The sequence below is a fragment of the Pseudomonas ficuserectae genome (assembly GCF_024584585.1).
GTDB lineage: Bacteria > Pseudomonadota > Gammaproteobacteria > Pseudomonadales > Pseudomonadaceae > Aquipseudomonas > Aquipseudomonas amygdali.
The window spans coordinates 4,841,495-4,868,457 of sequence record NZ_CP085684.1 but is presented as its reverse complement, the minus strand read 5'-3'; the positions used below and the strand labels follow the sequence as shown (position 1 = coordinate 4,868,457).

At 58.2% G+C, this 26,963-nt stretch carries 26 protein-coding genes; 17 read left to right on the top strand and 9 right to left on the bottom strand.

Annotated elements, in window-relative coordinates; genetic code table 11:
* Window positions 1-24: 24 nt before the first annotated feature.
* The 6 genes from LJU29_RS21530 to yaaA form a co-directional block, all read right to left on the bottom strand.
* Window positions 25-1,506, bottom strand: a complete 1,482-nt coding sequence (locus LJU29_RS21530; RefSeq protein WP_004658317.1) for an alginate export family protein — start codon at window positions 1,504-1,506, stop codon at window positions 25-27.
* Window positions 1,503-2,915, bottom strand: a complete 1,413-nt coding sequence (gene algK, locus LJU29_RS21525; protein WP_004663968.1) for an alginate biosynthesis TPR repeat lipoprotein AlgK — start codon at window positions 2,913-2,915, stop codon at window positions 1,503-1,505. Before algK ends, LJU29_RS21530 begins: the two co-directional genes overlap by 4 nt.
* Before the next feature lie 2 nt (window positions 2,916-2,917).
* Entirely contained in the window at window positions 2,918-4,090 is a 1,173-nt protein-coding gene (locus LJU29_RS21520; RefSeq protein ID WP_002552254.1) for an alginate biosynthesis protein Alg44, read from the bottom strand.
* 40 nt (window positions 4,091-4,130) lie between these two features.
* Window positions 4,131-5,612, bottom strand: coding sequence for a mannuronan synthase (alg8, locus tag LJU29_RS21515; protein ID WP_002552255.1), 1,482 nt, complete (start codon window positions 5,610-5,612; stop codon window positions 4,131-4,133).
* 100 nt (window positions 5,613-5,712) lie between these two features.
* Window positions 5,713-7,029 carry a nucleotide sugar dehydrogenase gene (locus LJU29_RS21510; protein WP_002552256.1) on the bottom strand — a complete coding sequence of 439 codons (1,317 nt, stop codon included), beginning with the start codon at window positions 7,027-7,029 and terminating at the stop codon, window positions 5,713-5,715.
* A gap of 812 nt (window positions 7,030-7,841) precedes the next feature.
* Complete coding sequence (yaaA, locus tag LJU29_RS21505; protein ID WP_257111178.1) at window positions 7,842-8,621, bottom strand: peroxide stress protein YaaA; 780 nt, start codon at window positions 8,619-8,621, stop codon at window positions 7,842-7,844.
* Window positions 8,622-8,824: 203 nt separating this feature from the next.
* Here yaaA and LJU29_RS21500 point away from each other — a divergent pair, with 203 nt between their 5' ends.
* From LJU29_RS21500 to LJU29_RS21465, 8 genes are all read left to right on the top strand, one after another.
* On the top strand, window positions 8,825-10,003 hold the full coding sequence (locus LJU29_RS21500; RefSeq protein WP_054077885.1) for a polysaccharide deacetylase family protein: 1,179 nt from the start codon (window positions 8,825-8,827) through the stop codon (window positions 10,001-10,003).
* Between the two features lie 294 nt (window positions 10,004-10,297).
* Complete coding sequence (locus LJU29_RS21495; RefSeq protein ID WP_002552259.1) at window positions 10,298-11,692, top strand: PhoH family protein; 1,395 nt, start codon at window positions 10,298-10,300, stop codon at window positions 11,690-11,692.
* 256 nt (window positions 11,693-11,948) lie between these two features.
* Window positions 11,949-12,434 carry a cyclic pyranopterin monophosphate synthase MoaC gene (gene moaC / locus LJU29_RS21490; RefSeq protein WP_002552260.1) on the top strand — a complete coding sequence of 162 codons (486 nt, stop codon included), beginning with the start codon at window positions 11,949-11,951 and terminating at the stop codon, window positions 12,432-12,434.
* Window positions 12,431-12,676 carry a molybdopterin converting factor subunit 1 gene (gene moaD, locus LJU29_RS21485; protein WP_005752918.1) on the top strand — a complete coding sequence of 82 codons (246 nt, stop codon included), beginning with the start codon at window positions 12,431-12,433 and terminating at the stop codon, window positions 12,674-12,676. Before moaC ends, moaD begins: the two co-directional genes overlap by 4 nt.
* Before the next feature lie 2 nt (window positions 12,677-12,678).
* Window positions 12,679-13,125, top strand: coding sequence for a molybdopterin synthase catalytic subunit MoaE (gene moaE / locus LJU29_RS21480; RefSeq protein ID WP_005752917.1), 447 nt, complete (start codon window positions 12,679-12,681; stop codon window positions 13,123-13,125).
* Between the two features lie 260 nt (window positions 13,126-13,385).
* Complete coding sequence (locus LJU29_RS21475; RefSeq protein WP_005752916.1) at window positions 13,386-14,036, top strand: CsgG/HfaB family protein; 651 nt, start codon at window positions 13,386-13,388, stop codon at window positions 14,034-14,036.
* A 27-nt stretch (window positions 14,037-14,063) separates the two neighbouring features.
* The gene (locus tag LJU29_RS21470) at window positions 14,064-14,435 is read left to right on the top strand and encodes a DUF4810 domain-containing protein (RefSeq protein ID WP_005752915.1); all 372 of its coding nucleotides are present in this window, start codon (window positions 14,064-14,066) and stop codon (window positions 14,433-14,435) included.
* Complete coding sequence (locus LJU29_RS21465) at window positions 14,432-15,091, top strand: DUF799 domain-containing protein (protein ID WP_005746009.1); 660 nt, start codon at window positions 14,432-14,434, stop codon at window positions 15,089-15,091. The genes LJU29_RS21470 and LJU29_RS21465 overlap by 4 nt, the downstream gene beginning before the upstream one ends.
* Before the next feature lie 79 nt (window positions 15,092-15,170).
* Here LJU29_RS21465 and rhlB read toward each other — a convergent pair whose 3' ends face one another.
* Together rhlB and LJU29_RS21455 are read right to left on the bottom strand one after the other, a co-directional pair.
* A complete protein-coding gene (gene rhlB, locus LJU29_RS21460; RefSeq protein WP_060407026.1) occupies window positions 15,171-16,625 on the bottom strand; it encodes an ATP-dependent RNA helicase RhlB in 1,455 nt (484 codons plus the stop codon).
* A gap of 116 nt (window positions 16,626-16,741) precedes the next feature.
* Complete coding sequence (locus LJU29_RS21455) at window positions 16,742-17,401, bottom strand: alpha/beta hydrolase (protein ID WP_004663973.1); 660 nt, start codon at window positions 17,399-17,401, stop codon at window positions 16,742-16,744.
* A gap of 485 nt (window positions 17,402-17,886) precedes the next feature.
* Here LJU29_RS21455 and LJU29_RS21450 point away from each other — a divergent pair, with 485 nt between their 5' ends.
* The 5 genes from LJU29_RS21450 to LJU29_RS21430 all read left to right on the top strand — a co-directional run bounded on the left by LJU29_RS21450 (window position 17,887) and on the right by LJU29_RS21430 (window position 23,445).
* Window positions 17,887-18,915, top strand: coding sequence for an amino acid ABC transporter substrate-binding protein (locus LJU29_RS21450; RefSeq protein WP_002552268.1), 1,029 nt, complete (start codon window positions 17,887-17,889; stop codon window positions 18,913-18,915).
* 70 nt (window positions 18,916-18,985) lie between these two features.
* Entirely contained in the window at window positions 18,986-20,167 is a 1,182-nt protein-coding gene (locus tag LJU29_RS21445; RefSeq protein ID WP_002552269.1) for an amino acid ABC transporter permease, read from the top strand.
* A 10-nt stretch (window positions 20,168-20,177) separates the two neighbouring features.
* Window positions 20,178-21,275 carry an amino acid ABC transporter permease gene (locus LJU29_RS21440; RefSeq protein WP_005752912.1) on the top strand — a complete coding sequence of 366 codons (1,098 nt, stop codon included), beginning with the start codon at window positions 20,178-20,180 and terminating at the stop codon, window positions 21,273-21,275.
* 10 nt (window positions 21,276-21,285) lie between these two features.
* Window positions 21,286-22,050, top strand: coding sequence for an amino acid ABC transporter ATP-binding protein (locus tag LJU29_RS21435; protein WP_003365366.1), 765 nt, complete (start codon window positions 21,286-21,288; stop codon window positions 22,048-22,050).
* 165 nt (window positions 22,051-22,215) lie between these two features.
* Window positions 22,216-23,445: a CynX/NimT family MFS transporter gene (locus tag LJU29_RS21430; RefSeq protein ID WP_005732704.1), complete on the top strand. Its 1,230-nt coding sequence runs from the start codon at window positions 22,216-22,218 to the stop codon at window positions 23,443-23,445.
* Window positions 23,446-23,487: 42 nt separating this feature from the next.
* Here the strand turns inward: LJU29_RS21430 and LJU29_RS21425 are convergent, their stop codons facing one another.
* A complete protein-coding gene (locus tag LJU29_RS21425; protein WP_005752907.1) occupies window positions 23,488-24,426 on the bottom strand; it encodes an aromatic alcohol reductase in 939 nt (312 codons plus the stop codon).
* A 48-nt stretch (window positions 24,427-24,474) separates the two neighbouring features.
* Between LJU29_RS21425 and LJU29_RS21420 the strand changes: the two genes are divergently transcribed.
* The 4 genes from LJU29_RS21420 (at window position 24,475) to LJU29_RS21405 (ending at window position 26,828) form a co-directional block, all read left to right on the top strand.
* Complete coding sequence (locus LJU29_RS21420) at window positions 24,475-24,918, top strand: winged helix-turn-helix transcriptional regulator (RefSeq protein WP_005752906.1); 444 nt, start codon at window positions 24,475-24,477, stop codon at window positions 24,916-24,918.
* Between the two features lie 87 nt (window positions 24,919-25,005).
* Window positions 25,006-25,497, top strand: coding sequence for a nuclear transport factor 2 family protein (locus LJU29_RS21415; RefSeq protein ID WP_257111177.1), 492 nt, complete (start codon window positions 25,006-25,008; stop codon window positions 25,495-25,497).
* Window positions 25,490-25,792, top strand: a complete 303-nt coding sequence (locus LJU29_RS21410) for a GIY-YIG nuclease family protein (RefSeq protein ID WP_005752904.1) — start codon at window positions 25,490-25,492, stop codon at window positions 25,790-25,792. The genes LJU29_RS21415 and LJU29_RS21410 overlap by 8 nt, the downstream gene beginning before the upstream one ends.
* A 103-nt stretch (window positions 25,793-25,895) precedes the next feature.
* Window positions 25,896-26,828, top strand: a complete 933-nt coding sequence (locus LJU29_RS21405) for a glutathione S-transferase family protein (protein ID WP_122320578.1) — start codon at window positions 25,896-25,898, stop codon at window positions 26,826-26,828.
* The last annotated feature ends 135 nt before the right edge of the window (window positions 26,829-26,963 follow it).

The window sequence follows — 26,963 nt, the reverse complement described above, 5'->3', positions numbered from 1 at the left end:
CTGGCACTCCTTTGGCGGTTCGCATCAAAAGCGCCAGATGACGTCGACAACAGCGCGGTGCATGTATTCATCCACGCCGTTGTGATACGCATCGCCGGGCTTGAAGACACCTGCGCGCAAGCGCACCAGTGCCGAAGGTTCGTCGAACGACTGGCTGAGCGAGGCGGGCAGCAGGCCTTGTTTGAAGTACTTGGTCACGACCAGGTCCATTTCCTGACCCAGGTCCTTGCGCCCGTCTTCCAGCGGCAGCGAACTGAACGTGTTGCTGTTGCCGTTTTCACGCACTGCATTGATACCCGAGCCGCCAATACCGGTATTGCCGTCCACTCGACGGAACTTGTGGTAGATCAGCGACGCATCGTATTCCTCGTTCATCTGCCAGGAGGCGAACAGCGAGCCGCTTTCCACGTTGGCCATTTCGCCCTGGAACGCTTCGCCGAAACGATGGATGCGCGAACGCGTGCCGGTCCAGTTCGAGCGGTTGCTCTCTAGACCGTTCTGGACGTAATCCTTGCTGGCGCGCGAGTAAGCCGCACCGACTTGCCATTGCGGGTCAAGACGCAGACGCAGACCCAGGTCAGTGGCCCAGCCATTCATGTCGCGGTCGTTTTTCTCGCCGGCGATGAACTGGTCGTTGCCTGCGGAAGTCACGCCGATTTCGTCGCGTGTACCGTTCAGCCAGGTCAGGCTGCCCCAGTAATTGAGCGGGGTGGTGTTGCGATAGTTGTAGGCATCGCTGTCGGCTTGCAGACCCAGCCAGGTCAGGTTGCCGTTGGACGTCTTGTCCAGATCATCCAGTTGCTCGCCCTGAGACTTGAGCTTGCCGTCGTCATGACTGTAATGAGCGCGCACGCCTGCCCAATGGCCGGGGGTCCACTGGTAGCTGGCGGAACCGAACAGGTGCTTGCGGTCTTCGTCGTCGGGTGCCAGTTCGGTCAGGTCGGTGCGGTATTCGCTGAAGCGCTGGGCGGCACCCAGTTCGGCACGCAGCAAGGTGGTATCGAAGTTCCAGTTGATGGCCTCGATATTGGTGTCATGCCACTGACCATCGTCGTTGCGCAGACGCTGACGACCCACTTTGAGTATTTCGCCGGGGTAGGGCGTGAAGCCACTGTAGCCGATCCAGAATTCACGCAGCGCAGCATAGGACTTGTCGACTTCGCGTTCGCTGGCAGTGCCACGGGAGGTTTGCGTGCCGCTGCCGTCGCTGTTGCTCTGCTCCAGCGGGTCGGTCTGAATGGTGTCGGTGGCGGTGACCACCTGGCCCATGGCATAACCGCTCCAGTTGCCGCGCTCACCATAGACCCAAGGGCGCAGGTCCAGGCCCACACCGTTGACGTCGCCGCCCGAACGGGTGCCCAGATCGCGATCATCCTCGGCCTGTGCCGTGGCTTTCACTTCGATACCGAAATTCTGTTCTTCGGTCAGCGCTGCCAGCGTCGGGCAGGCCCACAACAGGGTGAAGCCAAGGCCCATGCCAGCAGCCATCAGGGGATTCAACTTCATAATGCTTCCTCACCGTCTTTTTCTTCTTGCAGGGCCTGCATCGCCATCGCGTTCTGAGTAGCGGTAGCGCCCCGGACTTTTTGCTCGCGTGCCAACAGGTCTTTGGCGGTGGCGAGCTTTTCAGGCGGCAGTTGTGTATTGAGGGCCTCGGCAAGCTCGGTCGCTTGCGGGGTCTGACTGGCCAGCGCCAGTTGCGCGAACACCCAGGCGTTGACCGGGTCGGGCATCGTGCCCTTGCCCTGTGAGAACAGTTGCGCGAGGGCGAAATCTGCGCTGTTCTGGCCGCCACGGGCTGCGGTCAGCAACTCGTCCACGGCTTTTTGCGAGTACACCTGACCGAGGTAGCCACGGCGGTAGATCTGACCCAGGTAGTAATGGGCGGAAATCTCCGTTGCTGTGGCTTTCTTCAGGTGCTCCTCTGCCTTGAAGGCATCGGGCGTGACCCATTTGCCTTCGTAGTACAGGCGTCCAAGCAGCAGCTCGGCGCGAGGCTGATCGGCCGCGCGGCCGTTGTTCAGGTATTCCATCATCTTGTTGACGTCGCCCAGTTCGGGGAAGTCGTAAAGCAGTTTGGCCAGCGTGACCCACGAGACCGGGTAGCCAGGCGCAACGCTTTCCAGCAATTGCTGAGCGGTCTTTTCGTCTGGCGTACCGATGGTGGAGTCACCCAGTACGCGCGCGACGCTGTCCACTCGTTGAGCATTGACGCGGCCAGCGGCGTAGTCGCTCTTGAGCTTTTCGATCAAGGCCGTGCGCTGCTCGGCCTGGCCGCGTGTCTGGTAGACAGTAGCCAGCTCGACGTAGCAGATATCCGTGGCTGACAGTGCCTGTTTGCAGATGCTCTCGACCTCATCGAGGTGTTGAGCATAAGTGCCTTGTGTGCGATACAGCAGCACCTGAGCCAGACCTGCCTCCGGATAACCGGCAGCGCGCCACTCACTGATCTTCTGTTGCGCATTCACTTCAGGGAAGGTGTGCGGGTATTGCAGATACAGCATCGCCAGCGGGATCAGGGTGCCGGATTCGCCATTGGCGAAGGCCTTTTTCAGCAGGCCTTCGGCTTCGCGATGTTCGGCTTCGGTAGCGTCGGGCTTGGCAGCCAGCAGACGGCCCAGGCGCGACTGCGCCCGAGGGGAGGTCTGCGCGGCAGCGCGGTAGGTAGCCTCGGCCTGCTTGAGCTGAGCCGGGTCGCGAGTCGCGACCTGAATATCAGCAAGGCCGACTTGCGCGTCGCTGTAGCCCAGGTCCGCCAGCTGCCGATAGTTCTGCTCCGCCAATGCAGTGTCGCCGTTTTTCAGGGCTTCATTGGCAAGGCGTTGATCAGGCAGGCCGGCACAGCCGCTCAGGCCGAGCGCGACGGCGAGGCTCAGTAGCGTGGGGGTCGACAGGCGTCGTAGTGGGCTGTTCATGGTTACAGACCCGCAGCCATTGCTTTATCGATCAGCCAGTTCACGGACGGGCCGCGATCGCTGACCACTTCGACAGGGCGACCGGCAAGCGAGCTGCTCAGGCTTTCATCAGGCTTGATCTGCACGCGGATGTCAGTGGACAGGTCAGCGTCGCTGAGGTTGGTGCTGCTGACGATCTGACCAGTGCGCAGTTTGTCTTCGCCAGCGATCTGGAAGCTGACACGTGTGCCTGGCTTGACGTCGTTGAACTGGCGATAGGTGAAGCGAGCTTCAACAGTGGCCGGCGCGTTGCGTGGCACCAGTTGGAAGATCACCTGACCCTTGGACGCGAACTGACCGTCGGCAACCAGTTGGCGAGCCACGACGCAATCGCACGGGCTAGTCATTGTGCCGCTCATCTGCTTGCCATACAGCTCTTCGATCTTGGCGGGCTGCAGGTCTTCACCGGTCAGGCTGCCTTTGAGCATTTCCAGCATGCTGGTGTTGAAGGTTGCCAGTGGCGCGCCTTTGGCGGCTTCGCCATTCTGGGCGACCAGGCTTTGTACGGTACCTTCACGTGGCATGGTCACGTCCATGCTTGGAATGGTGACCAGACCGGCCGATGCATGGCTGACGAAGTACAGGCCGTAGATTGTCTTGAAGATGAAGCCGAAAGCGGCCAGACCGACAATGAACACGCCCAGGCTGAAGGTCACGGCGCGCAGGCGACCCATGGCGCTCATGCCGCTGTCCTTGCCCTTGACCTTGCGTGCCTTGGTGAAGTTGTCGCGCTGCAGCGTGGCCAGCACTTCGCCCAGGGTGACGACTTCGCCGGACAGGTGCGAGGTGATCAGGTGGCGCAGGGTAGCGATGTCCTGAGGTTCCAGATTCTGGAACTGGCAACCGATGCGGTTGCTGGCGTTGTCGATCGAGCGCACCTGCAGATCGACGTCCATGGCCAGGCCAAGGTTGTCGATGATGAATTGCAGGCGTCCCTTGACGATCTGCCCTTCGCTGAATTTCTGCCCGGACGGAGCAACGAAGCTCAGGCCACCGGCCGACAGGTCTTCGATACGTACCAGTGGCGCGTTGGGCTGATCATTCAGCAGGCGCAGCTTGGCAGGGATCTTGATCCGCGCGTGTTGGCGCTGGGCTTCGGATTCATGTACGACGTTCGCATTCACGGCTGTATTCATGGCTAATTTTCCTACTTAAGCGATTAATCCGTTGGCCCGGTCAAACCATCGTCAACAGCACAGCGACGAAGATGGTGCCAGCCGAGAAAGTCATGGTTCGGGACGACCACGTGTTGAACCAGCCTTGAAAGCTGGCCATGTCGCGGCTCAGTTTGGTGTCCTGGCGTGTCCAGGACTGGCGGTCCAGCCGGAAGAAGACATAGATCTTCATCAGCGCGCCGACGATCTGGTTGTAATAGAGAATGATCGGGTAGGCAGGCCCGATTCTGTGTCCCGAGAGGGACAGCAGCAGGGTGAGGATCAGACGGGTCATGCCGATCCACAGCAGATACATCAACAGGAACGCGCCGCCATACTTGAAGCTGGCGATCAGGGCGACGGTCAGACCGAGGATGGAGGTCCACATCGACACCCGCTGGTCGAACAGTACGATGCTGGTGAAAATCCCCAGGCGACGTACGCCCAGACCCAGTGCACGCGAGTTCTGACGAAGGTTGTTGCCGTACCAGCGATACATCAGCTTGCGGCTGGCCTTCAGGAAGCTCTTTTCGGGCGGGTGTTCCACGGTGTTGATCGCTGCGTCCGGCACGTAGAACGTGTCGTACCCCAGGCGCATCAAGCTGAACCAGCTGGACTTGTCGTCGCCGGTCAGGAAGCGGAAGGTGCCCAGACGCCAGTGATTGAGCGAGTCGCTTTCCACGTCGGCAATGAACTCGGGGTCGGTTACCACGGTTGCGCGGAACACCGACATGCGACCGGTCATGGTCAATACGCGTTTGGACAGGGCCATCGAGCACATGTTGATGTGACGCTGAGCGAAACGCAGCTTGTGCCACTCGCTCATGATGTAGCCGCCACGTACTTCGCAGAACTCGTTGGTGGTCAGGCCGCCGACATTGTCGAACAGCTGGAACCACGGCACGGTCTTGGCGACCACACCTTCGTTGAGCACGGTGTCGCCGTCGATCACTGCAACCACGGCACGGCTGTCAGGCAAGTGACGCGAGATGGCGCGGAAGCCATAGGCCAGACCATCGCGCTTGCCAGTGCCCGGAATACGTACGAAGTCCAGCTTGACGCGCTCCGGCGGGTTGAACTTCGCCCACATGCTCTTGACCAGCAGCTCATCGGACATTTCCACCAGCGAGCAGACGATAGTCGTCGGCAGGCCGCAGTCGATGGCTTCGCGGATAACCGAGTTGTAGACCTGTGCGGTGGTCAGCGCGTCGATGCGGAAACTGGTGACCATCAGAAACACATGGGACGGGTCTGCTGCACTGCCCAGCTTGCGAACCTTGCGGCGCAAGTGCGGGTAGACGATGTACAGGAAAATCATCCCGCGTACGAAGTGCGTGATTCCCATCGAGTAGCGCCAGATACCAACGGCGCCAATCAGGAATATAAAGTTCTTCGACTGTGAGTCGAAGATACTGGTAGGCAGTGCCGCGGCAAGGCCCATGAGTAAACTTAAATAGAACAGCCAACCTGCGGCCTGTAACAGGCCGTGCTTGAGCCTCTGCATAATCGTATCCCTAAGTCAGTTGCGAGCCTCAAGCCCCAGGCTGCAAGCACATTGCTTGAGCCTGTGGCCTGGAGCCTGGCGCTTGTGGCTTGCGGCTGATTTACCAGCAGATACCTTCGGCGCGACCGTCTTCGCTGGTGGCGTTGGTCATGAAACCCACCAGATCGATGACGCGCTTGCCTTCGGGAGTCTTGTTGGCGAGGGCGCGGAAACGCTCATCGCGGTTGCCAAGGATGATCACGTCAGAGTCGTTGATGACCTGATCGAAGTCCGAATTCAGCAGCGACGATACGTGCGGAATCTTGGATTCGATGTAGTCCTTGTTGGCACCGTGAACGCGTGCATATTCGACGTTGCTGTCGAAGATGCTCAGGTCGAAGCCCTTACCGATCAGCATTTCGGCCAGTTCTACCAGCGGGCTTTCGCGCAGGTCGTCAGTACCTGCCTTGAAGCTCAGGCCCAACAGTGCAACCTTGCGGGTGTCGTAGCTGGCAACCATGTCGAAAGCGTTCTGCACTTGCGAGGTGTTGCTGCGCATCAGCGAGTTGAGCAACGGCGCTTCTACGTCAAGGCTGCTGGCGCGGTAGGTCAGGGCGCGAACGTCTTTAGGCAGGCAGGAGCCGCCGAATGCGAAGCCTGGGCGCATGTAGTACTGGGACAGGTTCAGCGCCTTGTCCTGGCAGACCACGTCCATCACTTCACGACCATCGACGCCGACGGCCTTGGCAATGTTGCCGATTTCGTTGGCGAAAGTAACCTTGGTGGCGTGCCACACGTTGCAGGTGTACTTGATCATTTCGGCAACGGCGATGTCCTTGCGGATGATCGGTGCGTCGAGTTCTTCGTACAGCGATTGCAGTACGTCGCCCGAGGCTTTATCGAACTCGCCGATCACGGTCATTGGCGGCAGATCGTAGTCCTTGATTGCGGTACTTTCACGCAGGAACTCAGGGTTTACGGCGACACCGAAATCAACACCGGCTTTTTTGCCGGAGCAGTCTTCCAGAATCGGGATGACCACGTTGGCAACCGTGCCTGGCAACACAGTACTGCGAACAACGATGGTGTGGCGGGTGGCTTTGTCACGCAGGACATAGCCGATTTCGCGGCATACCGACTCGATGTAATCGAGTTCCAGATCGCCGTTCTTCTTGCTCGGCGTACCGACACAGATCATCGACAGGTCAGTGGCGCGAATGGCTTCGGCGAAGTCGGTAGTGCCGCGCAGTTTTCCGGTACTGATACCTTTCTGCAGCAGCTCTTCCAGACCCGGTTCAACGATAGGTGATTTGCCGTTGTTGATCAGATCGATCTTGGTGCTGGAAATATCCACACCAACTACATCGTGACCGCGGGCAGACAGGCAACCGGCACAGACTGCACCGACATAACCCAAACCAAATATGCTGATACGCATCGTATTCTCCTCGATTTTTCACGCCATAAATTGGCTGGATATTAATTTTGGCCAGCAGATGTCACGCGCCATCCTTTACGGCTAACAACGCCGTGGAACTAACGCAGGCATATTTAATGAGTGAGTGCCCAAATAGGTGAGGCGAACTCAAATGACACTAAGTACAAGCGGCAAGTGACCTGTCCGGTGGGCAGGGCCCTGCTCTCCTTGGATGCAGTAAACCACTCCTGTTTGACGATCGACGGCGGACCTCGTTCGGAAAGCCTCCGGCTAGAGCCTTGGCTGACCTTGTCGAATCCTGCGCATCACACCTGTTGGGCGCTTCGCCTGTCTACAACATCAACTAGTGATGTGAGTTTAGTTCTAGTACCTGACGCCAGCGTTACATCAACCTGGCTTCCCTGTCGGTAACTTCCCATTTTTCCAGTCGACCTGTAAGTGATCTCTTACACGTCAGCCCAGAATTGTTACGGGATGTAGGAGCGTAGGAATTCGCATTTAGTTCCGGGCCACTCGTCCTGATTTGCGGATTTTGCTGTATCCAGTTTGTGACAGGGGCAGTATCGCGGTGATGGCGTTTTTCTTAAAAGCCTTATTGCGCGGGGATTTCAGCGGGGTAGATACGAAAGTGCTACTACTGCAAAAAGCCAAAAAGCCACTACGTAAAAAAGTGGATTTTTTTTAATGAAAAAATCAGGCGAGATTGCGTCGTCGAAAAGTTGACGTTTATCTGGCGTCACGATGTTGGCATTTGCTGTTGGATCGTAGGACAGGTCGTGTAACAGCGATGCGTTACACGACGGTTACAGTGTCTAGTCTTCTACGACGTTGCGCAAAAATACCAACTTGTCGGGCGTCGATTGCTCACGGTTATAACGATAGCCCTGAACATCGAACGCCTGTAACGCTTCGGGGCTGTTGATACGTTCCTCAATGACGAAACGGCTCATCATGCCGCGCGCTTTCTTGGCATAGAAGCTGATGATCTTGTACTGACCGTTCTTGAAGTCCTTGAACTCGGTGTCAATGATCCGGGCGTTGAGCGCTGAACGTTTGACCGCAGAGAAGTACTCGGTAGACGCAAGATTGAGCAGCAGGTCGTCGCCCTGGGCTGCCAGCGCTTCATTCAACCATTCGCTGATCTGCGTGCCCCAGAACGCGTAGAGATCCTTGCCGCGAGCGTTTGCCAGTCGCGTACCCATTTCCAGGCGATAGGGCTGCATCAGGTCCAGCGGGCGCAGCAGCCCATAAAGGCCGGACAGCATGCGCAGGTGATCCTGTGCGTAGTCGAGCTGCGCGTCGCTTAGTGATTCGGCTTGCAGGCCGGTATACACATCGCCCTTGAAGGCCAGCAGCGCCTGCTTGGCATTGTCGAGCGTGAAGGCCGGGGTCCAGCTGCCGAAGCGTGCCGCGTTCAGCCCGGCAAGCTTGTCGGACAGGTGCATCAGTTCGCTGATCTGCGCTGGCGTCAGTTCACGCAGTTGGGTGATCAACCCCTGAGAGTGATCCAGATACTGCGGCTGAGTGAAGCGTCCGGTAGTGGGCGGGGTCTCGAAATCGAGGGTTTTTGCCGGGGAAATCACCATCAGCATGAAGTCGTCTCCTTTGATCGTCCGGGGATTCTAGGGGCTGATGGCCCACGACTCCAGCTATGGTGGCGATAGAGTCAGGCCGTGTGTGCCGCGCCAGCATGCCATGCGGCTTTGTATGCGCTCCGACATAAGAAGCCAGGCTCATATCAGCTATAGTGGCGCGCTGGTCATGATGTTAATGGTTGATCGAGAGGGCATCGGGTTTGCGTATTGTTTTAGCAGTGTGTGCAGGTCTGTTCTGGCTCCAGGCGCAGGCGGCAGTGCCGGTCACTGCCACCATAGACCGCAGTGTGTGGCCCGAGCGCCTTGAAACGCCGGGGTTGTTCGACGTCGCGTCGCGCGCGGAAATCCTCGCCTTTGCCCACGAACTGTACCTCAGCGAGAAGCTGGACGAGGAAGGGCTCAAGCAGCGCCTCGGCCTGCGCTTCGTCAACGTGCCTTCGTTGAACGTGGTCCGCCATCGTCTGTGGCTGCGCTTGCTGGAAAACTATCAGAATGCCCAAAAGAGCTGCGAGCAGGATGCCAACTTTTGCGTGCTGGTCGAGGACATGGACCAGCTGCGTCAGCGCGCTGAAGAATTTCAGGTGTCGAACGATTCGTTCTACGCCAACTGGGCCAGACCCGGCGCCGTGTTCCATCAGCGTTATTTGAACGAGCTGCTATTCATGGCTGCCTTGTTCCCGCAGACCAGCAGCGAGATCGAGCGCTACAACTCTGATGAGATGAGTGGCGACGAGATGCCGGACCGCACCTTCATGCTCAATTTCGAAAGCGGCCCGAGCCCGGTCGATGGCGGAACCGACTGGCTGGCCGACTTCATGCGTCAGCAGAAGATGACCGCCACCTTCTTTGTGCTGGGCAAAAGCCTTCAGGAACGCCTCGACAGCACATCGACCACAAGCTTGCAGGCGCTGTATCGCCAGCAGTGCGTGGGCATTCAAGGGTGGGAGTATCGTTCGCATAGCCAGTGGCTGGACTGGCAGGATTCAGTGCAACGCAGTGCGGCACTGGTTCAGCGTGTGCTGCCGGATAATTTCGTGCCGCTGTTTCGCCCGCCTTACGGCCATCGGCGGGCCGACAGCGGCGACTTCTTCCGCGCCGAGCATTTACGCGTGTCATTGTGGAACATCGATGCCGAGGACAATACCGGGCGGCTTTCGGCAGAGCAGGTTGGCGACCGCGTACTAACCCTCATGCTGCTCTGGCGCAAGGGCACGGTGGTCTTCCACGACGTGGCCAACAAGGCGCAGTCTGCACTGCCATTGCTGCTGGCCAATACCGCGCAAAGCGAGTTGATCTGGGACGATTGCCGGAATATCTCTGAAAGCCCCGTAGAACAAGGGCCGCAGAGCAGTGAAGAGGCTGCGCCCGAGGGAGAATGAAGGCAGATTCGGCGTGGGCGGACTTCCGACTTTAAACGTGCTGTGTACGTCCGCCAAGCTCTATTCGTCAGGCTGTGAAATAAACTTCAAAAAACTGTCAAAGAGCTTTTTTCTGTCATCCCTTTTGCTGTATTACGAATACAGACCGCCGAAACCTGCAACACAGGTGGCGTCTTCCAAGACCCACCTTGAGCGACATTTCTCCCCTGCCTGAAGGGAAGAATCCGGCGGCCTTTTCGTGGCGCAGTACTGTCGTGGTTCTGCGTCGCCCGGCTTCTACAAAGGTGAGCGAGTATGGATGACCACGGACGCACCCCTTCCACTAACCAGCCAATCCTTTACGTGCTCGATACCAACGTATTGATCCATGATCCAAACGCACTGCTGAATTTCGAAGAACACCACGTCGCCATCCCCATGACGGTTCTGGAGGAACTGGACAAACTCAAGGCCGGTAAACATTCGGTTGCTGCCGAGTGCCGCCAGGCCATCCGCCTGATCGACAAGACCCTCGGCGAGGCTAACCCTGAAGAAGTTGAAAAGGGCGTGCCGATTGACCGCGGGACCGGTGTTTTCAAAGGTTTTCTGTCGATTTTGATGAGCAAGCGCGAGGAACCCAACAGCCTGCTGCCCGAGCACCTCAACGACAACATCATCATCAACCAATTGATCGACCTGCATGCGCGCAACAAGGACTTGAGCGTTGTGCTGGTGACCAAAGACATTAACATGCGCCTCAAGGCGCGCGCCTGCGGCATTGCGGCCGAAGATTACAGCACCGACCAGTTAGTCGATGACGTTTCGCTGTTGTCGCGTGGCTACCACGACATGACCGGTTCGTTCTGGGACCGGGTCAACAAGGTCGACACCCGTCAGGAGCGTGGCCGTACCTGGCACCGCGTCCAGCTCAATGAAATGCTGCCTGCGGTTCATATCAACGAGTTTATTGTCGATGAACAGGGCTTCGTAGGCTGGATCAAGGGCGTCAAGAACGACGAACTGCTGATTCTGGATATGCATCAGGAGCCACTGCTGCATCAGGAGGCCTGGGGCCTGAAACCGCGTGATATCTATCAGGGGCTGGCGTTGTTCGCACTGCTCGACCCGGATATTCACCTGGTCAACCTGTCAGGTGCTGCTGGTTCGGGTAAAACCATTCTGGCATTGGCGGCGGCCATCGAGCAGACCATGGTCACCAAGCGTTATCGGCGCATCATCGCTACCCGTAGCGTTCAGGGCCTGGATCAGGAGATTGGCTTCCTGCCCGGCACCGAGGCGGAAAAGATGGAGCCTTGGCTTGGCGCGATCACCGACAACCTTGAAGCCCTGCACATGGATGATGAAAACACTCATGGCAGTGTCGACTACATCCTCAGCAAGGTGCCGTTGCAGTTCAAATCCCTCAACTACATTCGAGGTCGCAGCTTCCAGCAAAGCCTGATTCTGATCGATGAATGCCAGAACCTGACCCCGCACCAGATGAAAACCATCATCACCCGTGCCGGCGCCGGTTCCAAAGTGGTCTGCCTGGGCAACCTGGCGCAGATCGACACCCCTTACCTGTCAGCCACCAGTTCCGGACTGACCTACCTGACGGAGCGCTTCAAGGACTTCCCTAACGGCGTGCACATCACCCTGCAAGGCGTGCCACGCTCGATACTGGCCGAATACGCGGAGAGTCATCTTTAGCTGAAAAGCAGCTGTAAGCTTCAAGCTATTAGCTTCAAGTGGGGGACTTCGGTGTACGAGAGCCCTCACTTGCAGCTTTTGATTATCGCGCCCATGCACCAAGCTTATCGTCACACACAAGTTCGCTCCTACGCCCTCCGGGCAGAAGCTAGGATTTTCGTACGCTTTAAAACCTGTGTATAACGCCGGGCACTTTCAGCTTGTAGCTTGCAGCTTGCAGCTGCCACACTTCTTGCTTCTGCCAAGGAGTAACGTTGTGCTCACTCATCTCGATTCCCAAGGGCGCGCCAATATGGTCGATGTTACGGATAAAGCCGTGACGTCCCGTGAGGCGGTGGCCGAAGCAGTGGTGCGTATGCTGCCCACCACGCTGCAAATGATTGTCAGCGGCGGTCATCCCAAAGGGGATGTATTTGCTGTCGCACGCATTGCCGGCATTCAGGCGGCAAAGAAAACCAGTGATCTGATCCCGCTCTGCCATCCATTGATGCTCACCAGCATCAAGGTTCACCTCGCCGCTGACGGCGATGATGCGGTGCGTATTACCGCGAGCTGCAAGCTGGCCGGGCAGACCGGTGTGGAAATGGAAGCCCTGACCGCTGCCAGCATTGCGGCGCTGACAATTTACGATATGTGCAAGGCGGTCGATCGCGGCATGGTCATCGAGTCGGTTCGGCTGCTGGAAAAGCTCGGCGGCAAGAGCGGTCACTTCATTGCCGATCAGACACAGGTATCACCATGAAGATCCAGGTTCAGTATTTTGCCCGCTACCGTGAAGTCCTGGACTTGGACAGCGAGTCTGTCGAAGGCGAGTTCGCCACTCTGGACGCGCTGCGCCAAGCGCTGCTGCAGCGTGGCGAGGCCTGGCAGATCCTTGCCGAGCAGAACCTGATGTGTGCCCGCAACCAGGAACTGTGCAAGCCGACCGAGCCGCTGTCTGATGGCGATGAAGTCGCGTTCTTTCCACCCGTGACCGGAGGCTGAACATGACCATTCGCGTTCAGGCTGCGGCGTTCGACCCTGGTAATGAAGTCAATGCGTTGCATGCGGCCAACCTCGGCATCGGCGCGGTGGTCAGTTTTGTCGGCTATGTGCGGGATTTCAACGAAGGGCGTGAAGTGTCGGGCATGTTCCTGGAGCACTATCCGGGCATGACCGAAAAGGCACTGGCAAAAATCGTTGCCGAGGCCGAACAGCGCTGGCCGTTGCTGCGTGTCGATGTGCTGCATCGGGTAGGGGCGCTGGAGCCCGGCGAGCCGATCGTGTTCGTGGGTGTTGCCAGCGCTCACCGACAGGCAGCGTTCGAAGCCTGCGATTTCGTCATGGACTATCTCAAGACCCGCGCGCCGTTCTGGAAGAAGGAAAAGACTTCCGAGGGACCGCAGTGGGTTGAAGGCCGCGATAGCGATCAGGCAGCAGCCCGGCGCTGGTAGTGGTTGGTCGTTGCGTCCATCTTTTTTGCCTGAAAGTCCGACCTTCCGCTTTTTATATCGTCTATTTGCATCTTTCTCGGTACAGAAAGATGGCTTCGGGCTATCATGCGCAGCCGCGAAAAAGCGGCCTGTTGGCTTTGCCCAATCCTATTCAATAACTGTCCGAACGTGATCGCGTTTTGCGAGCCACGTTGCGGGCAGTTTTTCGTAAACGCTCGGAGCAGAATGTGAAGAAACTTCAGCAGGTTTTGGTTTCAGGGATGACGACAGCGGCTTTATTGCTGGTTGCTGGTTGTGCAACGGAAAGCTCGCGGGCGCTGCCTGTGACAAAGGTTGAAAGTGCTGGGGTTGTCTATTCCGGTGTGCGCTATCCGGTTGCGGTCGGCAAGTTCGATAACCGCTCCAGCTATATGCGCGGGATCTTTTCCGATGGCGTCGATCGTCTTGGTGGTCAAGCCAAGACTATCCTGATCACCCACATGCAGCAAACCAACCGGTTCAATGTGCTGGATCGCGACAACATGGAGGAGATCAAGCAGGAAGCCGCTATTAAATCTACCGCCCAGCGTCTGAGGGGGGCTGACTACGTGGTGACCGGCGACGTGACCGAGTTCGGTCGCAAGGAAGTCGGCGATCAGCAACTGTTCGGCCTGCTGGGCCGCGGCAAATCCCAGATTGCCTACGCGAAAGTCGCGTTGAACATCGTCAATATCAGCACTTCGGAAGTGGTGTACTCGACTCAGGGCGCAGGCGAGTTCGAGCTTTCCAACCGTGAAGTCGTCGGCTTTGGCGGCACCGCCAGTTATGACTCGACACTCAACGGCAAGGTTCTCGACCTGGCCATGCGCGAAGCCGTCAACAACATGGTGCGTGCGCTCGATAGCGGTGCCTGGAAACCGACTGCCAACTGATATTTCAAAAGGGAATTTGTTGTGTTCATGAATCGTTTTAATGTTTCGTTGCGCGGTGTCGCAATGCTTTTAGTCGCCGGCGTGTGCCTGACGGGCTGTGTCCAACAGCCGAAAACCTTGTACCAGTGGGGCAGTTACCAGCCTGAGGTGTACGAGTATTTCAAAGGCGAGTCCAAGGAAGCCCAGGTCGCCAAGCTCGAAGAAGACCTGCAGAAAATCCGCTCTACCAACGCAACGCCGCCACCGGGCTACCATGCTCAGTTGGGCATGCTATACGGCAGCATTGGCAAGGATGACCAGATGGTTCAGGAGTTGCGCACGGAAAAGGCACTGTTTCCCGAGTCGGCCACTTATATGGACTTCCTGCTCAAGAACGCCCACGCAGGAGTCGTCAAATGAACCTCGCTCATCTGAAAGTTGCTGTAAGCCTGTTTGCCGTTGCCCTGCTGTCGGGTTGCGTTACCCCGCCAACGGTGGATTACTCGGCCTTCAAGGAAAGCAAACCGCGTTCGATTCTGGTACTGCCGCCGGTCAACGAATCGCCTGACGTCAAGGCGACGTACAGCACCTTCTCGCAGGTGACCTACCCGCTGGCCGAGTCGGGCTACTACGTGTTGCCTGTGGCGCTGGTTGACGAGACGTTTCGCAATAACGGCCTGACCAATGCCAACGATATTCAGGCAACGTCGCCTGCCAAGCTGCGTGAGATATTCGGAGCCGACGCCGCGATGTACATCACGGTCAAGCAATACGGCACCAGTTACGTGGTCATCAGTAGCCAGACCGTCGTGACGGTCACGGCAAAGCTGGTTGATCTGCGCACCGGTACTGCGCTGTGGACGGGTACAGCGTCGGCGTCCAGTGAAGAGGGCGGCAACAACAGCGGTGGCGGTCTGGTGGGTATGCTGATTACAGCGGCGGTCAAGCAGATCATCAACAGTTCGACCGATGCCGGTCATCCCATCGCTGGGATAGCCAGCAACCGACTGCTCACTGCTGGTCGGCCGGCGGGCCTGCTTTACGGTCCACGTTCGCCGAAATACGGTACTGACTGACCCTCACGCTGCTGATTTCCGGCAGGCACAAAAAAAGCGCAGCCCCGTAAAGGCTGCGCTTTTTTGTTGATCGCACGTGTCAGGTCGTTTGCCGCACCACTGCCCTGAGCAGGTGAGTCGGTGGTGTTTCACAACTGATCTTGCGACCCAGCTTCTCTTCGATGGCGGGCAACTGGTAGGAGTCATCTTCGCCAGCGAAGCTGATGGAGACGCCATCGGCACCTGCGCGACCGGTACGCCCGATGCGGTGCACGTAGTCGTCCGGCACCTCTGGCAGGGTGAAGTTGATCACGTGGCTGATGCCGTCGATGTGGATACCGCGACCGGCCACATCGGTGGCGACCAGAACGCGGATCTTGCCTTCGCGGAAGCCTTCAAGGGTCTTGATGCGCTTGTGCTGCGGCACATCGCCCGATAGTTGTGCGGCATTGACGCCATCGCGTACCAAGCGCTCTTCGATGCGTCGCACCTCGTCCTTGCGGTTGGCAAAGACCATCACTCGTTCCCAGCCGTTGTCGGTGACCAGGTTATAGAGCAGCTTGTACTTGTCGGCACCGGCAACGGCATAGATATGCTGTTCGACGTTGTCACTGGCGACGTTCAACGATTCGATTTCGACGATGGAAGGGTCTGTCGTCCATTGTTTGGCGAGGTTCATCACGTCTTCGGTGAAGGTCGCGGAGAACAGCAGGGTCTGGCGTTCACCCTTGTGCGGTGTTTGGCGAATGATCTGACGCACCTGCGGGATGAAACCCATGTCGAGCATGCGGTCGGCTTCGTCCAGGACCATCACTTCGACCATGTCCAGATGCACTTCACCGCGCTGGTTGAAGTCCAGCAGGCGGCCAGGCGTGGCCACCAGAATATCGCAGTGCCGTGCTTCAAGTTGTTTGAGCTGCTTGTCGAAATCCATGCCACCGACGAACGTCATGACGTTCAGGTTGGTGTATTTGGTCAGGTCGGCAGCGTCCTTGGCGATCTGCACCACCAGTTCGCGAGTGGGCGCAATGATCAGCGCTCGGGGCTCACCCATGTAACGTTCGGCTGGCGGTGGCGTCTGGGTCAGTTGCTCGATGATCGAGATCAGGAACGCAGCGGTCTTGCCGGTACCGGTCTGGGCGCGACCGATCGCGTCCTTGCCTTTGAGCGTGAAGCCCAGCACGCCCGCTTGAATCGGTGTGCAGTACGGGAAACCAAGGTCCTGAATTGCGTGCATCAGTTCAGGCGCAAGGCTGAAATCGTGGAAGCGGGTCTTGCCTTCCTGTGGTTCGACGACGAAATCTTCGAGTTTCCATGCTGGCGCAGGCGGTTTTACCACGCGCTCACGACGCGGGCGCTCGGCCCTTGGCTTGTCGGTGCGCGGTGCTCTGGCTTTGGAGGGCTCGTTGACGGTGTCCGAAAGCTGAGTCTGGGCATGATCCGGTATGTCGCCTGCGGCAGCGGGGGAGGCGGGAATAAAGGCTGTCGGACCAGGCGCGCGCTGCTCAGCCTCACTTTTACCGAACATCTTTTTAAGTGCTTTGAGCACGGTCATCTCATCAATTGATTAAGGAATGTACGCCGAGCAGTGTAAAGCAAGAACCGTGCTCGGCGTAGTGCCATCCGTGGCGAGCTACAAAAGCGGTCAGTTGCAGGCGGGCCCAGGGCGCTTTAGCGCAGCTTGTCAGCCAGCCAGACGCCGATGTCATGGATTTCCTGCGGTAACACTTGGTGCCCCATTGGGTACTCTTGCCATTGAGCGGTTACACCCTGAGCCTTGAGGTGCTCGTACACCGTCCGACCCATGGGGTTGTGCACCACTTCGTCGTGCTGGCCATGCAGGCAGTAGGCAGGAATGCGCTGTTGGCTGGCAGACAGCGTCATCTCATTGCTGAATGTCGGGGCATAAGTGGACAGCGCGAGGACGCCGCCCAGCGGACCCTGCCAGCGTCTATAGCCCGCGTGTAACACCACCGCGCCGCCTTGGGAAAAGCCTGCCAGAAATATCCGTGACGGGTCGATGCCGCTGTCGCGTTGTTGCTCGATCAGGTCCAGCACCTTTTGTGCCGAGGCTTCCATCTGATCGTGATCAATGGCGCGGGCCTCGGAACTCATGGCCTTGATGTCGTACCAGCTTGGCATTTCATAGCCGCCGTTGACCGTTACGGCGCGTGTCGGTGCCTGAGGCAGGACGAAACGTGTAGTCGTCAGCGACTCCTGCAGCATCTCGGCGACCGGAAGAAAATCATAGCGGTCGGCGCCCAACCCGTGCAGCCAGATAACGCAGGCATCCGCGGTGCCTGAAGGTTGGATGATCAAAGGTTCGCTCATGTCTGCTCCATTTGTGTGCGCTGGCTCATTTAGAGCGCATTAATAGGGTGCGCGGTTAGATTAAAAATGAAAGAAGATGTCGCAAGGTTACAAGTTTTTGTCTTGACCTGTCGCTAATTCGACATAGCCAGCATGCTGGTACGGGCTTTGCTACAGCAGGACTGGAGTCGAGGCGCTCACATCGTTCGGTAACACTATAAGGCTATTACTTATAGCGATCGAAAAGCAGCTCGGGAGTCCATGCGTCAGGATTCGCGGCACGATTCAACCTGTACCGCTCCGGTCCAGGAAAATCATGGGGTTTCAGTCCACGGGGCCGATTCTGAATGATGAAGACGAATGACGGGATGATCCTGCAGACGATTCGTGATTCAGGCCCAGCGTTGCATGACCCAAAAATAAGCCAGCACGGGTCATTAGCGCCTCACAAAGGTGCGACGCGACTGAGGCACCTACACAACAAAGAGCAAACTGGAGGTTTTTGAATGAAGATGTTGAAATCCACCCTGGCTGTCGTCACCGCCCTGGCTGCATTTGGTGTAACCGGGGCTGCCAACGCCGGTGCCACCCTTGACGCTATTCAGAAGAAAGGTTTTGTTCAGTGCGGCGTCAGCGATGGCCTGCCAGGGTTCTCCGTTCCGGACTCCACCGGCAAGATCACCGGTATTGACGCTGATGTCTGCCGCGCAGTAGCCGCCGCAGTATTCGGTGACGCCACCAAGGTCAAGTTCAGCCAATTGAACGCCAAGGAGCGTTTCACTGCACTGCAATCCGGCGAGATCGACATCCTTTCGCGTAACACCACCTGGACCAGCTCCCGTGATGCGGGTATGGGCCTGGTGTTCACCGGCGTGACTTACTACGACGGTATCGGCTTCCTGGTAAACAACAAACTGGGCGTCAAAAGCGCCAAGGAACTGGACGGTGCAACCATCTGCATCCAGGCCGGTACCACTACCGAGCTGAACGTCTCCGACTACTTCCGTTCGAACGGCCTGAAATACACCCCGATCACCTTCGACACCTCCGACGAAAGCGCCAAGTCGCTGGAAGGCGGTCGTTGCGACGTACTGACTTCCGACCAGTCGCAACTCTACGCACAGCGCAGCAAGCTGGCCAAGCCGGACGATTACATCGTTCTGCCTGAAGTGATCTCCAAGGAGCCGCTGGGTCCTGTCGTGCGTAAAGGCGACGAAGACTGGTTCTCGATCGTTCGCTGGACCCTGTTCGCCATGCTCAACGCCGAGGAAGCCAAAATCACTTCCAAGAACGTTGAAGCTGAAGCCAAGTCGACCAAGAACCCTGACGTAGCCCGTATGCTGGGTGCCGACGGTACTTACGGCAAGGACCTCAAGCTGCCGAAAGACTGGGTCGTGCAGATCGTCAAGCAGGTCGGTAACTACGGCGAAGTGTTCGAACGCAACCTGGGCGAAGGCACCCCGCTGAAAATCAAGCGCGGCCAGAACGCTCTGTGGAATGCTGGCGGCATTCAGTACGCTCCACCTATTCGTTGATTGACCCGGCGCCCGGCAGGCTTCCCAGCCTGTCGGGCGTTGTTCTGTTGGATTTTTCCTGGGGCATTTCATGGAAAAGCAAATCGTCGCACCCAAGCAAAAGCTCTCTCTGAGCGATCCGAAAGTGCGCGCGTGGTTATTTCAGATCATCACTGTCGTAGCGGTGATCGCGTTGGGCTGGTTCATCTTCGACAATACCCAGACCAACCTGCAACACCGTGGTATTACCTCGGGTTTCGGCTTTCTTGAAAACAGTGCCGGTTTCGGTATTGCTCAACACCTGATCGACTACAGCGAAGCGGACAGTTATGCCCGCGTATTCGTCATCGGCCTGCTGAATACCTTGCTGGTGTCGGTTATCGGTATTGTCCTGGCGACCTTGCTGGGCTTTGTCATTGGTGTCGCTCGCCTGTCTCCGAACTGGATGATCAGCAAGCTGGCAACCGTTTATGTCGAAGTCTTCCGCAACATTCCGCCACTGCTGCAGATCCTCTTCTGGTACACCGCCGTATTCCTCACGCTGCCTGGTCCGCGTCAGGCGCATGGTTATCTGGACATGTTCTTCGTCAGCAGCCGCGGGCTCAATATGCCCAGAGCGTTGCCAGCCGAAGGTGCATGGGCGTTTCTGATCAGCATCGTGGTTGCCGTTATAGCGATCGTGATGATGGTGCGCTGGGCCAACAAGCGCTTCGAAGCCACTGGCCAGCCGTTTCACAAGTTCTGGGTCGGTCTGGCGTTGTTGCTGGTGATCCCGGGCCTGAGCATGCTGGTCTTCGGCAGCCCGGTGCATTGGGAACTGCCGCAACTGAAGGGCTTCAACTTCACCGGTGGCTGGGTGCTGATCCCGGAACTGATCTCCCTGACCCTGGCACTGACCATCTACACGGCGGCGTTCATCGCTGAAATCGTGCGTTCGGGCATCAAGTCGGTCAGTCACGGTCAGACCGAAGCTGCCCGCTCGCTGGGGCTGCGCCCTGGGCCGACGCTGCGCAAGGTCATCATTCCGCAGGCGCTGCGAGTGATCATTCCGCCGTTGACCAGTCAGTTCCTGAACCTGGCGAAGAACTCTTCGCTGGCAGCAGCCATCGGTTATCCGGAAATGGTTTCCCTGTTCGCCGGTACGGTGCTCAACCAGACCGGGCAGGCTATTGAAGTCATTGCCATCACCATGAGTGTGTACCTGGCGATCAGTATCAGCATTTCTCTGCTGATGAACTGGTACAACAAGCGCATTGCGCTGATCGAGCGGTGAGGAAACGCGCATGACGACTCATACTTTCAAACCTGATATGCCACCACCGGGCAAAGTGTTCGGCCCGATGGCGTGGATGCGGCAGAACCTGTTCTCCAGCTGGATCAACACCCTGCTGACCCTGTTCTCGCTCTACCTGATCTATCTGGTCGTTCCGCCGATCATCAGTTGGGCGCTGCTGGACGCCAACTGGGTCGGCACGACCAAGGAAGACTGCACCAAGGCGGGCGCCTGCTGGGTGTTCATCGAGCAGCGCTTCGGCCAGTTCATGTACGGCTACTTCCCCAATGAGCTGCGCTGGCGGGTCGACCTGACCGCCATCCTGGCGATTGTCGGTGCTGCGCCGCTGTTCATCTCGAAGTTTCAGCGCAAGGCTGTCTACGGTATCGCCTTTCTGGTGATTTACCCGATTGTTGCCTTCTACTTGCTGCACGGCGGTGCTTTTGGTCTGACCAACGTACCGACCAGCCAGTGGGGCGGCCTGATGCTGACCCTGGTGATTGCCACCGTGGGTATCGTCGGTGCCTTGCCGCTGGGTATTTTGCTGGCGCTCGGCCGTCGCTCCAACATGCCGGCTGTGCGTGTGGTGTGCGTAACGTTTATCGAGTTCTGGCGCGGCGTGCCGCTGATCACCGTGCTGTTCATGTCGTCGGTGATGCTGCCGCTGTTCATGCCCGAAGGGATGAACTTCGACAAACTGCTGCGGGCGTTGATCGGCGTGATTCTGTTCCAGTCGGCGTACATCGCCGAAGTGGTACGCGGCGGCATGCAGGCCATCCCCAAGGGCCAGTATGAAGCCGCCTCGGCGATGGGCCTGGGTTACTGGCGCAGCATGGGTCTGGTGATTTTGCCGCAGGCGTTGAAGATGGTCATTCCCGGCATCGTCAACACCTTCATTGCCTTGTTCAAAGACACCAGTCTGGTGATCATTATCGGCCTGTTCGACCTGCTCAACAGCGTCAAGCAAGCTACCGCCGACCCGGCATGGCTGGGTATGGCCACTGAAGGCTATGTCTTCGCGGCCCTGGTGTTCTGGATCTTCTGTTTCGGTATGTCCCGCTATTCCATGCATTTGGAACGTAAGCTGGACACAGGCCACAAGCGTTAGGAGTTTTGTGATGAGTGAAGTTATCAATAAGCCTCTGGGCGCTGAAGGCATGATCCGCATGGAGGGCGTCCACAAGTGGTACGGCCAGTTCCATGTACTCAAGGACATCAACCTGAACGTGCGTCAGGGCGAACGTATCGTGCTGTGCGGCCCATCGGGTTCGGGCAAATCGACCACCATTCGTTGCCTCAACCGTCTGGAAGAGCACCAGCAGGGCCGTATCATCGTCGACGGTACCGAGCTGACTTCCGACTTGAAGCAGATCGAGACCATCCGCCGTGAAGTCGGCATGGTGTTTCAGCATTTCAACCTGTTCCCGCACCTGACCATCCTACAGAACTGCACGCTGGCACCGATGTGGGTACGCAACATGCCGAAAAAGAAAGCCGAAGAAATCGCCATGCATTATCTGGAGCGTGTGCGTATTCCGGAGCAGGCCCACAAGTTCCCGGGTCAGCTTTCCGGTGGTCAGCAGCAGCGTGTGGCGATTGCCCGTGCCTTGTGCATGAAGCCGAAAATCATGCTGTTCGATGAACCGACTTCGGCTCTTGACCCGGAAATGGTCAAGGAAGTGCTCGACACCATGGTTGGCCTGGCTGAAGAAGGCATGACCATGTTGTGCGTGACTCACGAGATGGGCTTTGCCCGTACCGTGGCGAACCGGGTGATCTTCATGGACAAAGGCGAAATCGTCGAACAGGCCGCGCCGAACGACTTCTTCGACAACCCGCAAAGCGATCGTACCAAGCTGTTCCTCAGTCAGATCATTCACTGAGTAGTAGCTGCCAAACGGAAAACCGGGCCATGTGCCCGGTTTTTTTTGCCTGCATTTGCCATGCATCTTGTATGCAATTCTGGCTGAACCTTGTATTCGCGATGATTCTCCAACAGGATACCGCCCCCCTGAAAAGGGTCGACATACCTGATTACCGAGAAACCGATGACTGCCAAGGCTCAATCCAGCCCCCAACCGATTACCGATCAAGCCCATCCTGTTCTAAAGCGCCCCTGGCTGTTGCTGCTGGGTCTGGTGCTGGTCGCCCTCAACCTGCGCCCCGCGTTATCCAGCGTTGCGCCGTTGCTTAACGAGGTGTCCGCAAGCCTTGGGATGTCGGCTGCCGAAGCTGGTCTGCTGACCACCTTGCCGGTGTTGTGTCTGGGCCTGTTCGCGCCATTGGCACCGATTCTTGCCCGGCGTTTTGGCAGTGAACGGGTGGTTTTGGTGGTGCTCCTGACACTGGCGTCGGGTCTGGCAGTACGCAGCCTGTTCGGCGAAGTCGGCCTGTTTACCGGCAGCCTGCTGGCGGGCGCGAGCATTGGGATCATCGGCGTATTGTTGCCCGGTATCGTCAAGCGCGATTTCCCGCACAAGGCCGGGGCCATGACCGGTGTCTACACCATGGCGCTGTGCCTGGGCGCTGCGATTGCAGCCGGTTCGACGGTGCCGCTGAGCCAGTACGTCGGCGACAGCTGGCAAATAGGTCTGGGTTTCTGGCTGGTCCCGGCGTTGATTGCGGCGCTGTTCTGGTTTCCACAAGCACGTGAAATGCATGGCTCACATCGCGATGTCTATCGAGTTCGCGGTTTGTTGCGTGACCCGCTGGCGTGGCAGGTCACGCTGTATATGGGCCTGCAATCGTCGCTGTCGTACATTGTCTTCGGCTGGCTGCCCTCGATTCTCATCGGTCGCGGCCTGACGCCGACCCAGGCCGGTCTGCTGCTGTCCGGCTCGATCATCGCGCAAGTCATCAGCGCCCTGGCGGTGCCCTATCTGGCCACACGCGGCAAGGATCAGCGTCTGGCGATCATGCTGGTCATGTCGCTCACACTGACCGGGCTGTTCGGCTGCCTGTACGCTCCGCTCGGCGGGCTGTGGGGCTGGGCCATCCTGCTGGGGATCGGGCAGGGCGGCACGTTCAGCCTGGCGCTGGCCTTGATCGTCCTGCGCTCGCGCGACTCACATGTCGCCGCCAATCTGTCGAGCATGGCGCAAGGCTTTGGCTACACCATCGCCTCGACCGGCCCGTTTGCCGTGGGCGTGGTGCATGACATGACCGGCAGCTGGAGCGCGATTGGCTGGATCTTCGCGGTACTCGGGCTGGGCGCCATCATCGCGGGCATGGGTGCCGGTCGGGCGCTGCAGGTGCAGGTCAGTAGCGAGAAGGTTTGATTTTCGATGATTGTTGATCGTTCGGACCGGGCTTGAGCTGCTTCAGGTCTGAGCCAGATTGGCCAGGGCCCATTGTTCGGCACTGGTGACGCTCAGCCCTGATTTCGCGTTGTAGGTACGGGCGACGTCCCATGCCACGCCTCGGCCCATGGCAAAGACTGCCCGGTATTTGCGCAGATTGTCATCCGGCATTTCCGTCAGATCGGCCTGCAACTGCGCAACACTCCATACGTGCCGCTCGATGTCGCGCCCCGTGACACGCTCCACAAGATCGGCCAGCCCGGCGTACGTCAATGTGTCGCCAGCGGTGTACACCACCTGATTCACTATGCGCGGCTCGTGCATCACGATGGCAGCAGTCAGCCTGCCAATGTCCTCTGCGGTGGTGACTGTCACGGCCGTATCGAGGCTGCCCAGCGCATTGATCCGACCGCCTTGCAGATCGACGACACCGAACGCGGGTTCGAACAGGAAGCTTGTAAACATACCGGTCGAAACGATTACCCATTCGGTTTGCTGCTGGGCGCGCAGCTTTTCTCGCACATCGAGTTGCTCATCGAACAGATCCTGAGGGCTGCCCCGGCCGATAAGGTCGTAGTCAACGCCGAACTGCCAGGGCAGGTAGCGTTTTATGCCGGCCTTGAGCGCCGCATCGGTCAGTTTGCGTTGAGTGCCCCGGCCAGCGGCAAAACCCGCACAACTGATTACCGTGTCATAGCGCTTCATGACAGTGGCTAGTTCGTCCACGGTGGCATCGGCCAGATCGGCGGTTTCGATGGCAATGTTCAGCGCGCGGATTTCTTCGATTTCCACACGCTTGGCGGGCGCTTGAGTGCTCAAGCTGCTCTGGCGTAGCAGCACGGCAATGCTCAAATCATATGCTCCGGCTTTCTCGACCAGCCCTCGCAGCACGGAGAGCCCAAGCTCTCCTGCGCCTATTACCAGAATGCGTTGTTTGACGTTTGCGTTATCGGCTTGCATGGTGACCCCTTTGGACAGTCTTTCAATTCAGGCGGGAGAGATGCTGGCATGCCTGTCGACATACAAAAAGTAGGCACATCGGTGATACCGGGCGGGCTGGACGCGCAGGAAGTGGTCAGACGCTCCGAAGCGGCCTGTGCTGCGCTCAGCGATGATGAGGATGGTCTCAAGCGCGATATTCTCGGCCACGCCGGAAACCGCTGGCCATTGGGCGTGGTACATGCCCTCGGCGTCAGCAGCCCTTTGCGCCATGCCCAATTGCGCCGAAAGCTGCACGGCGTCACCCAGCGCATGCTCACTCATACCTTGCGCCAGCTTGAACAGGACGGGTTGATCACCCGGCATGACTACTGCGAGAAGCCGCTCAGGGTGGAATATTCGTTGACCGACCTTGGCATGGGGCTGCTGGTACAAATGATTCCGCTGTGGACTTGGGTGATTGAAAATTCAGAGGCGTTCAGTGCAGCGCGAAATCGTTATCCGGACAGGTAAAAGTGATGGCTGATGCGCCATCAACCCTCGCCATTTTCAGCGGCGCCGCTTATCGTGCACGGATAATTCGCCAAGGGATGTGCACGCATGAACTACGAGGAACAAAGTCAGGCCAACAGCGCACTGATCACCCGCTTTTATGAGGCGTTTGCGCAGCTGGATGCCGAGGCGATGAGTGCCTGTTATACCGATGACGTGCTGTTTAGTGACCCGGCATTTGGTGAATTGCGCGGGCCTCAGGTAGGCGACATGTGGCGCATGCTGACTTCCCGGGCGAAGAATTTCTCGGTGGTCTTCGATCAGGTGCGTGCCGATGATCGGGCGGGCACTGCGCATTGGGTGGCGACCTATCTGTTCAGTCAGACCGGGCGCACGGTGGTCAACGATATTGAGGCCCGATTCGTGTTCCGCGATGGCAAGATCTGCGAGCATCACGATAATTTCGATATGTGGCGCTGGTCGCGACAGGCGCTGGGTTTGAAGGGCCTGTTGCTTGGCTGGACGCCTTTGGTACGCAATGCCGTCAGGGCTCAGGCGCTCAAGGGTCTGAAGACCTTTTCAGAGAATCGCCGTGCCTGAGGTTGCCAGCACCGCGAGTGCGCCGACTTCCGAACAGGCAGTCGGCAAACCCTGGTTTGTCTATCTGGTGCGCGCTGCCAACGGCTCGCTGTACTGTGGCATCAGTGATGATCCGCAGCGCCGATTCACTATGCACCAGAGCGGCAAGGGCGCGCGCTTTTTCTCTTCGAGCCCGGCAATGGCCCTGGTCTACGTCGAACAGTGGCCCAGCAAGGGTGAGGCGTTGCGTCAGGAGCGGCTGATCAAGAAACTCAGAAAAAGCGCCAAAGAGGCTCTGGCAGCCAGTTACGCCTGATCCCCGATCCATGAGCGTGATGTCGTGCCATCAGCTTGAGTCTGTGGGCGGGCAGGGTGCTGCGGGTTAAGCTGTGTGCTTCCCGAGTGCGCAGAGGCTGAACATGTCCGAGTTGATTCTTCACCATTACCCCACGTCACTGTTTGCCGAAAAAGCCCGCCTCATGCTGGGTTTCAAAGGCCTCACATGGCGCTCGGTGACGATCCCGTCGATCATGCCCAAGCCCGACCTGACCGCGCTGACAGGCGGTTATCGCAGGACGCCGGTGTTGCAGGCTGGCGCAGATATCTACTGTGACACGGCACTGATGGCGCGCCGCCTTGAGCAGGAAAAGGCTTCGCCAGCGTTTTATCCGCAAGGTCAGGAGTTTTCGGTTGCCGGTCTGGCCGCCTGGGCGGATTCGGTGCTGTTCCTGCATGCCGTGAGCCTGGTGTTTCAGCCTGAGTCGATGGCTGTACGATTTGCCAAGGTGCCGCCAGACGCTGCCAAGGCTTTCATTGCCGACCGATCCACGCTGTTCAACGGTGGCACGGCTTCACGCCCGCCTGTCGAGCAGGTCAAGCATCAATGGCCCACGCTGATGTCGCGTCTGGAGTTGCAGCTGTCGCGCGGTGGTGATTTTCTGTTTGGCGTACCTTCGATTGCCGATTTTTCGGTTGCTCATACGCTGTGGTTTCTCAAGCAAACGCCAGTGACTGCGCACTTTGTCGATGATTATCCGGGTGTCAGTGCCTGGCTTGATCGCGTTCTGGGGTTTGGGCATGGCACGTTCAGCGACCTGAGTTCGACTGATGCCATTGAAATCGCCAGAAATGCAACGCCTGCGCCACTGCCCGACGAAGTCTTTGTTGATCCGAATGGCTTCAAAGCGGGCGACAAGGTCGCTGTCTCGGCAGTCGACTATGGCGTCGAGGCGGTTGAGGGTGAATTGATTCTTACCGGGCGCGAAGAGTTGATCCTGCGCCGCGAAGATGAACGCGCTGGCGTCGTGCATGTGCACTTCCCGAGAATGGGATTTCGGGTCGAGAAGCGCTGAAGTTTACGAAGCTCTGCGTCGCATGCCGTTCTGGACGCTCTGCGTCCTCTCTTGAGTGTGCAGCGCGGCAAAGATCTGTGACGCGGAGCGTCACGCAAGGCATTCCCACGCTGGAGCGTGAGGAACGATAATCTC